This window comes from Streptomyces sp. ISL-12 (assembly GCF_018614415.1).
In the GTDB taxonomy this organism is placed as follows: Bacteria; Actinomycetota; Actinomycetes; order Streptomycetales; family Streptomycetaceae; genus Streptomyces.
On sequence record NZ_JAGGOO010000158.1, the window covers coordinates 12893 to 27647 of the forward strand.

At 73.6% G+C, this 14755-nt stretch carries 13 protein-coding genes; 6 read left to right on the top strand and 7 right to left on the bottom strand.

Features of this window, described 5'->3' with window-relative positions:
• Positions 1 to 8 precede the first annotated feature (8 nt).
• From J7I94_RS34430 to J7I94_RS34440, 3 genes are all read left to right on the top strand, one after another.
• The gene (locus tag J7I94_RS34430; protein ID WP_215173709.1) at positions 9 to 1625 is read left to right on the top strand and encodes a glycerol-3-phosphate dehydrogenase/oxidase; all 1617 of its coding nucleotides are present in this window, start codon (positions 9 to 11) and stop codon (positions 1623 to 1625) included.
• Between the two features lie 128 nt (positions 1626 to 1753).
• Positions 1754 to 2425, top strand: a complete 672-nt coding sequence (locus tag J7I94_RS34435; protein ID WP_215173710.1) for a FadR/GntR family transcriptional regulator — start codon at positions 1754 to 1756, stop codon at positions 2423 to 2425.
• Positions 2426 to 2560: 135 nt separating this feature from the next.
• Positions 2561 to 3553, top strand: a complete 993-nt coding sequence (locus J7I94_RS34440) for a PAC2 family protein (RefSeq protein WP_215173711.1) — start codon at positions 2561 to 2563, stop codon at positions 3551 to 3553.
• A 60-nt stretch (positions 3554 to 3613) separates the two neighbouring features.
• Here the strand turns inward: J7I94_RS34440 and J7I94_RS34445 are convergent, their stop codons facing one another.
• The 5 genes from J7I94_RS34445 to J7I94_RS34465 form a co-directional block, all read right to left on the bottom strand.
• Positions 3614 to 4564 carry a superoxide dismutase gene (locus J7I94_RS34445; RefSeq protein ID WP_215173712.1) on the bottom strand — a complete coding sequence of 317 codons (951 nt, stop codon included), beginning with the start codon at positions 4562 to 4564 and terminating at the stop codon, positions 3614 to 3616.
• Positions 4565 to 4694: 130 nt separating this feature from the next.
• Positions 4695 to 5924: a cysteine--1-D-myo-inosityl 2-amino-2-deoxy-alpha-D-glucopyranoside ligase gene (gene mshC / locus J7I94_RS34450; protein ID WP_215173713.1), complete on the bottom strand. Its 1230-nt coding sequence runs from the start codon at positions 5922 to 5924 to the stop codon at positions 4695 to 4697.
• Between the two features lie 96 nt (positions 5925 to 6020).
• Complete coding sequence (locus tag J7I94_RS34455) at positions 6021 to 6863, bottom strand: SCO1664 family protein (RefSeq protein ID WP_215173715.1); 843 nt, start codon at positions 6861 to 6863, stop codon at positions 6021 to 6023.
• Positions 6827 to 7417 carry a DUF3090 domain-containing protein gene (locus tag J7I94_RS34460; RefSeq protein WP_215173717.1) on the bottom strand — a complete coding sequence of 197 codons (591 nt, stop codon included), beginning with the start codon at positions 7415 to 7417 and terminating at the stop codon, positions 6827 to 6829. Before J7I94_RS34460 ends, J7I94_RS34455 begins: the two co-directional genes overlap by 37 nt.
• 67 nt (positions 7418 to 7484) lie before the next feature.
• Positions 7485 to 8171, bottom strand: coding sequence for a histidine phosphatase family protein (locus J7I94_RS34465; protein ID WP_215173719.1), 687 nt, complete (start codon positions 8169 to 8171; stop codon positions 7485 to 7487).
• A gap of 61 nt (positions 8172 to 8232) precedes the next feature.
• On the opposite strand from J7I94_RS34465, the gene corA reads away from it, so the two are divergent.
• Complete coding sequence (gene corA, locus J7I94_RS34470) at positions 8233 to 9225, top strand: magnesium/cobalt transporter CorA (protein WP_215173721.1); 993 nt, start codon at positions 8233 to 8235, stop codon at positions 9223 to 9225.
• Positions 9226 to 9238: 13 nt separating this feature from the next.
• On the opposite strand, the gene J7I94_RS34475 is transcribed toward corA, so the two are convergent.
• Entirely contained in the window at positions 9239 to 10030 is a 792-nt protein-coding gene (locus J7I94_RS34475) for a ferritin-like domain-containing protein (protein ID WP_215173724.1), read from the bottom strand.
• A 216-nt stretch (positions 10031 to 10246) separates the two neighbouring features.
• Entirely contained in the window at positions 10247 to 11302 is a 1056-nt protein-coding gene (locus J7I94_RS34480) for an LLM class F420-dependent oxidoreductase (protein ID WP_215173725.1), read from the bottom strand.
• A 112-nt stretch (positions 11303 to 11414) separates the two neighbouring features.
• Between J7I94_RS34480 and J7I94_RS34485 the strand changes: the two genes are divergently transcribed.
• Complete coding sequence (locus J7I94_RS34485) at positions 11415 to 12401, top strand: aldo/keto reductase (protein WP_215173726.1); 987 nt, start codon at positions 11415 to 11417, stop codon at positions 12399 to 12401.
• The gene (locus J7I94_RS34490; protein WP_215173728.1) at positions 12398 to 14740 is read left to right on the top strand and encodes an ATP-dependent RecD-like DNA helicase; all 2343 of its coding nucleotides are present in this window, start codon (positions 12398 to 12400) and stop codon (positions 14738 to 14740) included. Before J7I94_RS34485 ends, J7I94_RS34490 begins: the two co-directional genes overlap by 4 nt.
• The last annotated feature ends 15 nt before the right edge of the window (positions 14741 to 14755 follow it).

Genomic DNA, 14755 nt, shown 5'->3' on the forward strand with positions numbered 1-14755 from the left:
GAACCACCATGACCACCCAGTCCACCCTGCAGTCCGTACCTGCCCTGGGCACGCACCCGGCCTCCGGCTCGAACCCGAGCCGAGCCGAGACCCGGGAGCAGCTCTCCCAGGCGTCGTACGACCTTCTCGTCATCGGCGGCGGCATCCTCGGCATCTCCACCGCCTGGCACGCCGCGCAGTCCGGCCTCAGGGTGGCTCTGGTCGACGCCGGTGACTTCGCCGGCGCCACCTCCTCCGCCTCCTCCAAGCTGCTCCACGGCGGTCTGCGCTACCTGCAGACCGGCGCGGTGAAGCTGGTGGCGGAGAACCACTTCGAGCGCCGCGCGGTCTCCCGCCAGGTCGCCCCGCACCTGGCCAACCCGCTCACCTTCTACCTCCCCGTGTACAAGGGCGGGCCGCACGGCGCGGCGAAGCTCGGGGCCGGTGTCTTCGCGTACTCGGCGCTCTCCGCGTTCGGCGACGGCGTCGGCCACCTGCTCTCGCCCGCCAAGGCCCAGCAGGACGTGCCCGAGCTGCGCACCGAGAACCTCAAGGCCGTGGCCGTCTACGGCGACGACCAGATGAACGACGCGCGCATGGCGCTGATGACGGTCCGCGCGGCCGTCGACGCCGGCGCCGTGGTCCTCAACCACGCCGAGGTCTCCGGGCTGCGCTTCACCAAGGGCCGGGTCACCGGCGCCGAGCTGAAGGACCGGCTGACCGGCGAGGAGTTCGGCGTCAACGCCCGCCTGGTGCTCAACGCGACCGGCCCCTGGGTCGACCACCTGCGCAAGATGGAGGACCCGAACGCGGCCCCCTCCATCCGGCTGTCCAAGGGCGCGCACCTGGTCCTGAAGCGCACCTCGCACTGGAAGGCCGCGCTGGCCACCCCGATCGACAAGTACCGCATCACCTTCGCCCTCCCCTGGGAGGACATGCTGCTGCTCGGCACCACCGACGAGGAGTACGAGGGCGACCCGGCGGACGTCGCCGTCAACGACAAGGACATAGCCCAGATCCTGGACGAGGCCGCGTTCTCCGTCCGGGACCAGCAGCTCGACCGCGACCTCATCACGTACGCCTTCGCGGGTCTGCGCGTCCTGCCGGGCGGGCCCGGGAACACGGCGAAGGCCAAGCGCGAGACGGTCGTCACCGAGGGCCGGGGCGGCATGCTGTCCGTCGCGGGCGGCAAGTGGACCACCTTCCGCCACATCGGCCGCACCGTGATGCAGAAGCTGGAAGCGCTGCCGGGCCACCCCCTCGGCGACGACTTCGAGCCCGTCTCCTCCCTGCCGAAGAAGCTGCCGCTGCCCGGCGTCGCCAACCCCCGGGCCATCGCCCACCGGCTGCTGGTGGACCGTCCGGCACCCGGCCCGCGGATGGCGGCCGACACCGCCAAGCACCTGGCGACGCACTACGGTTCGCTGGCCCTGGACATCGCCCGGCTCGCCAACGAGTGCCCGGAGCTGGCCGAGCGGGTCCACCCCGACGCGCCGGAGATCTGGGCGCAGGTCGTCTGGGCCCGTGACCACGAGTGGGCCGAGACCCCGGACGACGTGCTGCGCCGCCGGACCACGCTGACCATCCGCGGCCTGGCCACGGACGAGGTGCGCGGCAAGGTGCAGGACCTGCTCGACAAGAAGTAGGCACACGGCGGGAGGCGGCGGCCCCAGGCTTCGGGCGGGGTCGCCGCCTCCCGCGTGGGTGCCCCCATAATGGCCTGATACATCGGATGTCTGAGCGGCATCCGGCCGAAGGCAGCAGGAGGCCGAGCGTGGCAGTCACCGACGAGGCGATCGAGAAGATCAAGGACATGATCGTCTCCGGCGCGCTGCGCCCCGGCGACCGGCTGCCCAAGGAGAGCCGGCTCGCCGACGAACTGGGCCTGTCCCGCAACTCGCTGCGCGAGGCCGTCCGCGCCCTGTCCCTGATCCGCATCCTGGACGTACGGCAGGGCGACGGCACCTACGTCACCAGCCTGGACCCGCAACTCCTGCTGGAGGCGCTGAGCTTCGTCGTCGACTTCCACCGCGACGACACGGTGCTGGAGTTCCTCGCCGTACGCCGCATCCTGGAGCCGGCCGCGACCGCGCTGGCGGCGGCCTCGATCAGCGACGCGGAACTGGACGCGCTGGACGCCCAGTTGGACGCGCTCGGCGACGACCCCTCGGTGGAGCGGCTGGTCGCGAGCGATCTGGAGTTCCACCGGGGCATCGTGCGGGGCTCCGGCAACTCAGTGCTGTGTTCGCTGCTCGACGGACTGTCCGGGCCCACCACCCGGGCCCGGATCTGGCGCGGTCTGACCCAGGAGGACGCGGTCGGCCGCACCCTGCGCGAACACCGCGCGATCCTGGCCGCGCTGCGCGACCGGGACGCGGAGGCGGCCCGTTCCTGGGCGACCGTGCACATCGCGTCGGTGGAGCAGTGGCTGCGCTCCACCCTGTGATCCGGGCCGGGTGTTCGACCGTGGGGAACGGGGCAGTGATCCGTTCACTCCCCCGTGCAAGGGGGCTGCGGACGCCCCCGCCGCACGCCGTAAGGTTGGGTCGTTAAGCGAGGGCACGTCGGAAGGAGGCGCTGGGTGATCGAGCTCGAGGGGGTTCCCGAGCTGATCGACCCGGTCATGGTGGCCGCGTTCGAGGGCTGGAACGACGCCGGCGACGCCGCCTCCACCGCGGTCGCGCACCTGGACCGGGAATGGAAGGGCGAGGTCTTCGCGGCACTGGACGCCGAGGACTACTACGACTTCCAGGTGAACCGGCCCACGGTGTTCCTGGAGGCCGGGGTGCGCAAGATCACCTGGCCGACGACGAGACTGTCCGTGGTCCGGGTCGGCGGTGACAAGCCGCGTGACCTGGTTCTGGTCCGCGGCATCGAACCGTCCATGCGCTGGCGCTCGTTCTGCAACGAGCTGCTGGGCTTCGCCCATGAGCTGGGCGTCGAACTGGTGGTCATCCTGGGCGCCCTGCTGGGTGACACCCCGCACACCCGTCCGGTCCCGATCAGCGGCACCACGTCCGACGCCGACCTGGCCCGCCGCATGGACCTGGAGGAGACCAAGTACGAGGGGCCCACGGGCATCGTCGGCATCCTCCAGGAGGCGTGCACGCACGCGGGCGTGCCGGCCGTCTCGCTGTGGGCGGCGGTGCCGCACTACGTGTCGCAGCCGCCCAACCCGAAGGCCACACTGGCTCTCCTGAACCGTCTGGAGGACCTGATCGGCGTACGCATCCCGCTGGGCGAGCTGGCCGAGGACGCGCGGGCCTGGCAGGTGGGCGTGGACCAGCTGGCCGCCGAGGACAGCGAGGTTGCGGAGTACGTCCAGACGCTGGAGGAGGCCCGGGACACCGCGGAGCTGCCGGAGGCGTCGGGCGAGGCGATCGCCCGCGAGTTCGAGCGGTACCTGCGGCGCCGGGACGGCGGCGGACCGGGCGGCCACGCGACGGCGGACGGCGGCGAGGCACCGCCCGGCCCGCCGTTCCTGCGGGACGGGCGGGACGGCCCCGGCGGGCGTCCGCGGCCGCCGAAGCCGCCGAAGGCCGGCGGCGAGGACGAGGATTCCTCGGAGGAGTGACAGGAGTGACAGGGAGCGGTGCTCCCCGGATCTCAGACCTGGTCCGCTCCCCCCTGGATCTCAGACCTGGTCCACCACCACCGCGTCGTACTCGGTGTCGGGCCGCGGCGGGTCGACGTCGAAGCGCGCGTTGGGCAGGTAGAGGCGGTCGCCCCAGGCGGCGACGGTCGTCGGGATGCGGAACCGCGGGTCGGTGACGCGGGTGACCGCGGTGCCCCGGGTCCCGGCCGCGTCCAGCCGGAACACGTCGACGGCGTTCTGCCACTGCTGGACGGCGTAGAGGGTCCGGCCGAGCAGCAGCAGGCCGTCTCCGTTCGGGAGCCGGGCGGGGCCGAGGCCGACGGCGCGGGCGAGGCCGGTGCCCGGGTCGACCCGCATCAGGCCACCGCCGTTGGCGAAGGCGTTGACCAGCAGCAGCGCGCTGCCGTCGGGGGTGCGCTCGATGCCGTTGGCGGTGAAGTCCGGACCCTGCTCCCAGTCCCCGCCGAGGGTGACGGTCCGCAGCGCGCCGGGCCGGCCGTGCCGGTCGAGGGCGACCCGGTGGAGCACCGGCGCGAAGGAGTCGGTGAACCAGGCGGCGTCCGGGGTCAGGACCACGTCGTTCACGAAGGTGGTGCCGGTCGCGTACACCTGTTCCGTCTCGCCGGTACGGGCGTCGACGACGCGTATCTCGCCGCTCTCCCCGCCGGCGACGAAGAGTCTGCCGCGCCGGCCGACGCGCAGCCCGACGCTGGGGTGGCCGGCGCCCAGCCCCCGGGCGACGACCGCGCCGCGTCCGGTGGCCAGGCTCGCCCGGTAGACGTCGCCGTTGGCGAGGGAGCCGAAGTAGGCGTACGGAGCGCGGCCGATGGCGATGCCTTCGGGGCGGAAGCCGTCGGGCAGCGGGAACCGCCGGGGCCAGGGGGCCGCGCCGGCCGCGTGGGCGGTGCCGGCCGGCAGGGCCGTGCCGGTGAGGGCGGCGGCGCCGATGAGCAGGGTGCGACGTGCGAAGGAGCGTTCGGTGGGTGCCACGGTGCGTCCTTCCGCGAGAGGGCCGGCCGTCGTGCGGCCGGCCACGGGCAGAGGAGCACAGCCCAGCACATGGCGGAGGGCTTCCGCAGCGGGTGGCCGCGGAAGCCCTCCTGTCACTTCACCGGAAGCGCTACAGGGCGACGCCCAGCAACGCGTCCACCACGCGGGAGACGACGCCGGGGGCGCCGGTGTCCGTGCCGCCCGACTCCTGCTGGAGCGCGGCCCAGCGGTCGACCGCGGCGAGCGCGGCCGGGGCGTCCAGGTCGTTCGCGAGGGCCTCGCGGATCTCCTCGACCAGCGCCTCGGCGGGCGGGCCGTCGGGCCGGGAGACGGCGGCCCGCCAGCGCTCCAGGCGGTCCTGGGCGTCCCGCAGCACCTGGTCGGTCCACTCCCAGTCGGAGCGGTAGTGGTGCGCGAGCAGCGTGAGGCGGATGGCGGCCGGGTCGACGCCGTCGCGGCGCAGCTGGGAGACGAAGACCAGGTTGCCCTTGGACTTGGACATCTTCTCGCCGTCCAGGCCGACCATGCCGGCGTGGACGTACGCCTTGGCCATCGGGAACTCGCCGGTGAGCACCTGGGCGTGCGAGGCGCCCATCTCGTGGTGCGGGAAGGCGAGGTCGGAGCCGCCGCCCTGGACGTCGAAGCCCATGCCGAGGTGGTCCAGGGCGATGGCGACGCACTCGATGTGCCAGCCGGGCCGGCCGCGGCCGAGCGACCCGCCGTCCCAGCTGGGCTCGCCCTCGCGGGCCGCCATCCACAGCATCGGGTCGAGGGGGTTCTTCTTGCCCGGCCGGTCCGGGTCGCCGCCGCGCTCGGCGGAGAGCAGCCGCATCGCCTCGGCGTCCAGGTTCGACACCTGGCCGAAATGAGGGTCGGACTCGACGGAGAAGTAGACGTCGCCTTCGAGCTCATAGGCGGCGCCCGCGTCGCGGAGCCGCTCGACGAGCGGGACGATGCCCGGTATGGCCTCCACGGCGCCTATGTAGTGCTTCGGCGGGAGCATCCGCAGCGCCGTCATGTCCTCGCGGAACAGGGCGGTCTCCTGCTCGGCGAGGGCGGCCCAGTCGACGCCGTCCCGGACGGCCCGCTCCAGGAGGGGGTCGTCCACGTCGGTGACGTTCTGGACGTAGTGGACCTGGCGCTTGGTGTCGAGCCACACGCGCTGTACGAGGTCGAACGCGTTGTACGTCGCCGCGTGCCCCATGTGGGTCGCGTCGTACGGCGTGATGCCGCAGACGTAGATACGGGCGACGGGACCGGGGTCGAGGGAGACCGGGCCGCCGGTCGCGGTGTCGTGAATCCTCAGGTCGCGGCCCTGACCAGGCAGGGCGGGGACCTCGGAAGCGGGCCAGGCATGCATGACACGAGCGTAACCGGACGGATGTTCCGTACACGAACCGGACGGCGGCAGGATGACCGGTTAGGCGTTCTTGCCGATCTTTCCGAAGTGTGCTGATCAGACCGGCGGCCAGGGGATGGCCGGCCACTCGCCGCCCGGCTCAGGATGGGTCCCGGAGGCCAGCAGCGCGTCGACACGCGCGCGCGTGGCCTGGGTCTCGGCCGGTGTGATCAGCTCGCCCAGTCGGGTGGCCAGGCTCCCGCCGTCCTTCAGCGCCTCCCGCAGCGACCTGAGCACCTCCAGGGCCTCCGCGGTGAGCGGTTCCCCCGCCCAGCCCCACAGCAGCGTGCGCAGCTTGTCCTCGGCGTGGAAGGTGACGCCGTGGTCGATGCCGTAGAGCCGGCCGTCGGCGGGCAGCAGGTGGCCGCCCTTGCGGTCGGCGTTGTTGATCACCGCGTCGAGTACGGCGAGGCGCCGCAGCCGTGCGTCGTCGGCGTGCACCAGGAGCGCGGTCCTCCCCTCCCCGACCTCGGCGAAGCCGATCGCCTTCCAGCCGGGCTCCGGCTCCTCGCCGTCGACCAGGGCGAGGAGGTCGGCCTCCGGGGTGACCTCGATCCACTGCTGGACCATGCCCTCGCCGTACGGTCCGTCGCGCAGCACGGTCACCGGCACCAGGCCCCAGCCGGTCGCCTCGGAGACCTCGTACGCGGCGACCTCCCGCTGGGCGAGGGTCCCGTCGGGGAAGTCCCACAGCGGCCGTTCACCGGCCACCGGCTTGTACACGCAGGCGGCCTCGCGGCCCTGGTGCGAGACCGTGCAGTACAGCGCCGCGTTGGAGGCGTCGCGGATCCTGCCGCGGACGGTCAGCTCGCCCTGGGTGAGCAGGGCGGCGAGGGACCCGTCGGCGAGGGGCGCGTGCGGCGTCACGCCCCGCGGCGGTATCCGTTCTGGCGCGGACATACGTGTCCTTCCGGGTCGAGCGGGAGGCTGCACAGCGGGCACGGCGGCCGGCCCGCGTTGACGACGTCGAGGGCGCGCTTGGCGAAGGCCCTGGCCTGCGCGCCGGTGAGCCGGACCCGCAGCATCGGGGGGCCGTTCTCCTCGTCCTGGAGGAGCCGCTCCTCGGCCTCGGCGAGGTCCTCCTCGGAGTCGGCGTCCAGCTCCACCAGGGCCTGCGCCTCGACGATCATGCGCTGTTCGTCGCCGTCCCAGGCCAGCGCCATGGTGCCGACCCGGAACTCCTCCTCCACGGGGGCGTCCAGCGGGGCGGTGTCGGCGGGCTCGGTGGGGGCCATCGCGGGGACGGCGGCGCTGCCGCCGCTGCGGCGGACGACCTCGTCGAGCAGCTCGTCCATCCGTTCGGCGAGCGCGGCGACCTGTGTCTTCTCCAGGGCCACGCTGGTCACCCGGGGGCCGGCGGTGGCCTGGAGGAAGAACGTACGGCGCCCGGGCAGTCCGACCGTGCCGGCCACGAAGCGGTCCGGCTGGTCGTAGAGGAACACCTGACGGGACACGTCCTGTCTCCATGGGAAGTCGGGGGTGGCTACTGCTGGGACCGCTTCACCCTACTGCGGCCGACGATCACGGTGCGCCCGCGCCGCCCCCGACCGTGGCGTCGTCGCCCTGCGGCTGCTCGGGGGGCGCGAGCGAGGTCAGGTCGCCGGTGTCGCCGAGGCGGACCAGGAAGGGCCGCAGCCGGGTGTAGCGGATCGCCGTGACGGAGCACGGGTCGACGTGGATGCGCTGGAAGAGGTCGAGGTGGAGGCCGAGCGCGTCCGCGACGAGCGACTTGATGATGTCGCCGTGGGAGCACATGAGGTAGACGGCTTCCGGGCCGTGGTCGCGCTCCACGCGCGCGTTCCACTCGCGTACCGCCTCGGCGGCGCGGGTCTGCATGGCCCGCATGGACTCGCCGCCGGGGAAGGCCGCCGCGGAGGGGTGCGCCTGCACGACCTCCATCAGCGGCTCGTCCTTCAGCTCGGCGAGCTTGCGGCCGGACCAGTCGCCGTAGTGGCACTCCCCGATCCGCTCGTCGGTGTGGGCGCGCAGTTCGGGCCGGGCGTCCAGCAGCGGCCGGATCGTCTCCTGGCAGCGTTGCAGGGGGCTGGCGACGACCTCGGCGATCGGCAGTGCGGCGAGCCGCGCGGGCAGGGCGGCGGCCTGGGCGGCACCGCGTTCGTCGAGGGCGACGCCGGGCGTCCAGCCGGCGAGCAGCCCCTCGGTGTTGGCGGTGGAACGTCCGTGCCTGACGAGGATCAGCGTGGGCATGCGCCAAGGGTAGGCGTACAGCACCGGGCACCGGCGTCCGGGCGAGGGGAGAATGGGTTCGGTGATCGTCGACTGTGCCATCTACCGGGACGGACACCGCACCGAGGGCCCGGAGGACTTCTCCGACGCGCTGGATCAGGCGCGGTCCGCGGGCGGTTTCGTGTGGATCGGGCTGCACGAGCCGACCGAGGAGGAGTTCGAGCACGTCACCCAGGAGTTCGGGCTGCACCCGCTGGCTGTGGAGGACGCCCTGAAGGCGCACCAGCGGCCCAAGCTGGAGGTGTACGACGACTCGCTCTTCGTGGTCGTCAAACCGGTGGTCTACGAGCCGGAGAGCGACACCGTCTCCTCCGGCGAGGTCATGATCTTCCTCGGGGACGCCTTCGTGGTGGTCGTCCGGCACGGCGAGGGCGCCGCGCTCAAGGCGGTGCGGCAGCGGCTGGAACACGAGCCGGAACTGCTCGGCAAGGGCCCGACCTCGGTGCTGTACGCGATCACCGACGCCGCCGTCGACCACTACCTGGAGGTGGCCACCGAGCTCCAGACCGACCTGGAGGAGCTGGAGGCGGACGTGTTCTCCCCGGACGGCGGCTCGCGGAACACGGCCTCGCGGATCTACACCTTCAAGCGGCAGGTCCTGGAGTTCCGCCGGGCGACCGGACCGCTGGTGCCGCCGCTGGCCCGGCTGGCCGGCACCGGCGCGTTCGGCGGGGCCGTGCCCTTCGTGAACGACCACGCGCGCCCGTTCTTCCGGGACGTGCACGACCACATCACGCGCGTGAACGACTCCGTGGAGGGCCTGGACCGGCTGGTCTCGGACATCCTGTCGGCGCACCTGGCGCAGATGAGCGTCCGGCAGAACGACGACATGCGGAAGATTTCCGCGTGGGCGGCCATGGCGGCGGTCCCCACCATGATCGCCGGGGTCTACGGCATGAACTTCGAGCACATGCCCGAGCTGCACTGGGTGTGGGCGTATCCGGCCGTGATCGTCCTGATGGCCGCCCTGGAGGTGCTGCTGTACCGGATGTTCAAACGCAGGGGCTGGCTGTAGCCTTCCGTCCCGGTCAGGCGGGTTCGGGGGCCGCAGGGGTCGCCGGACCGCCGAGGGCGTCGCGGCGTTCGGGCATCCTGAGGGTCACCATGCGACGCCAGCCGCCGAGCCGCTCGTAGGCGTACACCGCGCGGATGCCCGCCGCGAGCGCCGCCGACTTGGCGCGGGGCCAGCCGAGGACGCGGCCCATGTGCGCCATCACCGCGAGGCTGACGTCCCGGTAGACGGCGATCTCGGCGAGCGCGCACTCGCGCAGGGTGCGCTGGATCAGCCGGCCGTGTCCGGCGGCGGCGAAGCGGAGCAGTTCCTCGTGGGAGTAGGCGAGGTGGTTGTCCTCGTCGCCCGAGATCATGCGGACCGCGTTGCCGATGTCCGGGTGGGAGGCGAAGTACTTGCGGAGCATGAGCATCTGGTCGGCGGCCCGCTGCTCGGTGACCCTGCTGTGCGCCAGGTACGTGATGATGTCGTGCACGGTGAGCGGCTGGTCGGCCTTGAGCTTCTCGTGGGCGAGACCGATGCCGCGCTTCTCCAGGAGCGCGGTGTAGTCGGTCTCCGGAGGAACGGGTACGGGCTCCAGGCCGCGCTTCTTCAGCAGCGCGTCGAAGATGCGGCCGTGCTTGTCCTCGTCCGCCCCGTGCCGGGTGATCTTGGGGGCGAGGGCGCGCTCGCTCTCCGGTACCAGCGCGGCGATCCGCGCGTTCTCCCAGCCGCCCTGCGCCTCACCGCTGGCCGCGATGGAGCAGAACAACCGGAACGACTCGTCGTTGTCGAGGGTCTCCTGGAACAGACTCCTGGCCGACAGCATCACCGGTCACCTCTCCGCCTCTGCAAGGATCCGCGCACCTGTCGAGTCAAGTGCGGGACATGAGGGACGGCAACAGGTGTGTCGGACAAGTCAGCCGAACGAAGGACAGGCGGGCCCATGAGCGGGCGTAACCACGCGCGCGTGGCGGCGTTGTTCCCCGTGACGGCCGTGGCGGGGAAGACCCCCGAGCCCCCACCACGGCCGTGAGACTTCCCCTCAGGCGAGCCCGGCGCGTTCGAGTGCCTCCGTGCCGGCCCGCAGCGAGGCGAGCCGCTCCTCCAGGGTGAAGCCCGCCGGGGCCAGGGTCAGGGTGGTGACGCCGGCCGCCGCGTAGGCGCGCATCCGGTCGGCGATCCGGTCGACGGAGCCCAGCAGGGTGGTCTGGTCGATCAGGTCGTGCGGTACGGCGGCCGCGGCGCCCTGCTTGTCGCCGTCCAGGTACTTGTCCTGGATCTCGGCGGCCTCCTTCTCGTACCCCATGCGCCGGGCGAGCTGGTTGTAGAAGTTCTGCTTGCGGCTGCCCATGCCGCCGACGTACAGCGCGGTGTACGGGCGGAAGGTGTCGGCGAGCGCGGTGACGTCCTTGTCGTCGCCGACGGCGAGCGGGACGGTCGGGCAGACGTCGAAGCCGTCGAGGGACTTGCCCGCCTTCTCGCGTCCGGCGCGCAGGTGCCGGATCGCGGTCTCCTCCAGGTGCTCGGCGGACGGGAAGATCAGCAGGGCGCCGTCGGCGATCTCGCCGGTCTGCTCCAGGTTCTTCGGGCCGATCGCGGCGATGTAGAGCGGGATGTGCTCGCGCTGGGGGTGGACCGTGAGCTTGATGGGCTTGCCGGGGCCGCCGGGCAGGGGGAGGGTCCAGTGTTCGCCGTCGTGGGTCAGGCGTTCGCGGGACATGGCCTTGCGGACGATCTCGACGTACTCGCGGGTCCGGGCCAGCGGCTTGTCGAACTTCACGCCGTACCAGCCCTCGGAGACCTGCGGGCCGGAGACCCCGAGGCCCAGGCGGAAACGGCCGCCGGAGAGGGAGTCGAGGGTGGCGGCGGTCATCGCGGTCATCGCCGGCTGGCGGGCCGGGATTTGGAAGATGGCCGAGCCGACGTCGATGCGCTCGGTCTGCGCGGCGACCCAGGTGAGCACCGTGGCGGCGTCGGAGCCGTAGGCCTCGGCGGCCCAGCAGACGGCGTACCCGAGGCGGTCTGCCTCCTGGGCCACGGCCAGATTGTCCCCGTCCATTCCGGCGCCCCAGTAACCGAGGTTGATCCCGAGCTGCATGGCCGATTCCCCTTACCGATCAGTAACGTCCCTGGTGCACCGACCTTAGCGGGCGGATCCGGTTGTCCACAGGCCCCCACAGGCGAAGCCGTGGCCAGTAATCTCGGCGTTCATGGAGCAGAGGCATCTCGGCCGCACCGGCCTGCGCGTGTCCCGCATCGGACTGGGGACCCTGACCTGGGGCCGGGACACGGACGAGCACGACGCGGCGGAGTGCCTGAAAACGTTCTGGGAAGCGGGCGGGACACTGGTCGACACCGCCGACGTCTACGGGGACGGCGACGCCGAGTACCTGCTGGGCCGGCTGATGGAGGGCCTGGTGCCGCGCCGGGACCTGGTGATCTCGACCAAGGCGGGCAGCGTTCCCGATCCCGACCGCCGCTTCGACGGCTCGCGCGGGCACCTGCTCTCCGCGCTGGACGCCTCGCTCTCCCGGCTCGGCACCGACCACGTGGACGTGTGGCACGTGCACGCCTACGACCCGTACACCCCGCTGGAGGAGACGCTGCACGCCCTCGACCTGGCGGTGAGCAGCGGACGCGCCCGCTACGCCGGGGTCGCCAACTTCTGCGGCTGGCAGCTGGCGAAGGCGGCGACCTGGCAGCTGGCGGCGCCGGGCGTGCGCAACCGGCTGGCCAGTACGCAGCTGGAGTACTCGCTGGTCCAGCGCGGCATCGAGCGGGAAGTGCTGCCTGCCGCCCTCGACCTGGGGATCGGGCTGCTGCCCTCCTCGCCGCTCGGGCGCGGGGTGCTCACCGGGAAGTACCGGGGCGGCACGACGCCGGGCGACTCGCGCGGCGCCTCGGAGCACATGGCGCCGTTCGTCGCGCCCTACCTCGACGACACGGCCGCGCGGATCGTGGACGCGGTGGCCACGGCGGCGGACGGGCTCGCGGTGACGCCGCTCCAGGTGGCCCTGGCCTGGGTGCGGGACCGGCCGGGGGTGGCCGCGCCGATCGTGGGCGCGCGCACCGCGCAGCAGCTCACGGCGGCGTTGTCAGTGGAGGCGCTTAGTCTTCCTGACGAGATCTGCCGGGCGCTCGACGACGTGTCGGAGCCTGTGCACCGCTATCCCGATCACGACTGGAGCACGCTGTGAGCACGGAGCCCGAGCCGGCCGAGAACACCGGGGACGCCGTGGACGACGCCGCGCCGACGGCGCCGGGCGCCGTGGAGGAGGACGACGCCACCTCGGCGGCGGAGGGCGACTCCGACGGGGGTGGGGGTGCTCCGTCCGACGGGGGCGGGGACGCTCCGTCCGACGGGGGCGGGGACGCTCCGGAGGTGCCGGGCGGGGACGCTGAGGGTGCTGAGGAGGGCGCTGGGCCGGCGGAGGCCGGGGACGAGGCACCGACCGGAGCCGAGGGCGGCGCGACCGAGGGCGGCGGCGCTGCGGGCGCGGCCAAGGAGTTGTCCGAGGCCGAGGCCGAGCTGGCCGCCCAGCGGATCGAGCGGGAGCGGATCGAGCGGCGGAAGGCGGAGCGGAAGGCACCGGTGGCCGCCGGGGCCAAGCTCAGCGGCACGGCGGCCGACCTGCTCGCCGCCGTCCGGGCCGTGGAGAGCGGCGCGAAGCCGGTGGCGACGGTCTTCGCCGACCCGGAGCCCGCACCGCGCCGCCCGGCGCCCGAGGCCGAGCCGGTACGCCGTCCCCAGCCGGTGCCGGACCGGGCACCCGGCGCGGTCCCGCCGCCCGCGCCGGAGACGGTCCAGGCCGTGCGCCAGGTACTGGCCCGGGGCGGCGCCCCCGAGACGCTCGCCGCGCCGGCCGCCACACTCCTCGGCGAGGGGGCGGACGACGCCCTGCGCGCGGACCCCTGGCAGTTGCTGCGGATCGCCGGGGTGCGGCCGGAGCAGGCCGACGGCTTCGCGCGGGCGCTGCTCGGTGCCGAGTGCCGCCCGGACGACGAGCGGCGCGGGCGGGCGGTCACCGTCTGGCTCCTGGAGCAGGCGGCGCTCGCCGGGCACACGGCACTGGAGCTGCCCAGGCTGACCGCGGCGCTCGCCCAGCGGGGCGTGCCGGACCCGGACGCCGCCGTACAGAGCACGCTCGCCGAGGGCGAGGCCCTGGCCTTCCAGGACGCCTTGGAGGAGACCGGTGCCCCGGCTCCCGCACCAGCCGAGGGCGAGGAAGGCGGGGACGAGGAGCGTCCCGTCCGGGTGCTGATCGGCCTGGAGCGGTACGCGCTCGCCGAGGAGAGCCTCGCCGACGGTCTGGCCCGGCTGGCCGGCTCGGTCCCCAAGGAGGGCGCATCCCCGGAGGACTGGGAGCGGGCCGCCGCCGCGGCGCAGGGCGCGGCGGCCGAGCTGATCCGCGCGACCGGGAGCCACGGGCTGGTTCTGCACACCGGCGGCGAGGCCTCCCTGGCCGAACCGGCGGCCCTGCTGCGCGCGGCGCACGGACTCGGCCTGCGCGCCTGGGCCGCCACGCCCAGCGCGTCCGGCCGCGACCGCTTCGTCTCCCTGCTCGCGGCGGACGGCGCCCCACCGGTCACGACCGTCGCCGGTCTGCTGGCCGGGACCGAGGGGCCCGGCCGGGACGCGGAAGGCGCCCTCGACCTGGACCTGCTGGTCGTGTTCGACGCCCCGCAGGTGGACGTGGAGTCGGCCGCCCTGCTCACCGAGTCCCTGCCGGACGGGGCGCGGCTGGTGCTGGCCGGTGACCCCGCCGTGCTGTGGTCCGTGGGCCCGGGGCGGGTCTTCGCCGATCTGCTGGCGGCACGGATCTGCCCGCAGATCGCCTCCCGGCGGCCGGACCCCGGACCGCTGGGCGAACTGGTCTCCGGCATCGGCATCGGTGAGCTGCAGCAGGTCCGGGCGCCGGGCAAGGAAGTCGTGATCGTGCCGGTGCGGGACCCGGGCGAGGCCGTGCACCGCACCGTGCAGCTGGTCTCGGACTCCGTGCCGCGGGCGATCGGCGTGCCCGCCGAGGAGACCCAGGTGATCACCCCGGGGCACGGCGGACCGGCCGGCACCCGTGCGCTCAACGCGGCGCTGAAAGAGCGGCTCAACCCGGGCCCGGGCCGTTTCGGCGGCTTCGACCCGGGTGACCGGGTCGCCTACACGCCCGTGCCCGGCCGTACGCTGCCGGGCCGTGTGGTCGACGCCGACGCCGACGGACTGCGCCTGTCCTGCGCGGGCGAGACCGTGGTCGTACCGAGGGAGTGGGTGGAGAGCCGGGTACGGCACGGGTGGGCGCTGACCGCGCACCAGGCGGCGGGCGGGCGGTGGCCCGCGGTGGTGGTGGTCCTGCCCGGTGACGCCGCGCAGGCGCTCAGCCGGCCCTGGGTGTACACGGCGTTCGGCCGGGCCGGGCGTCATCTGTCCGTCGTCCACGGAGTGGACCAGGCACTCCCCCGGGCCGTGGCCGAGGTCCCGGCGGCGCCCCGGACGACCCGGCTGCCGGTGCTGCTCCCTCCGCGGGAGCCGGCGGCGGACTGACCGCCCGGCGGGGAC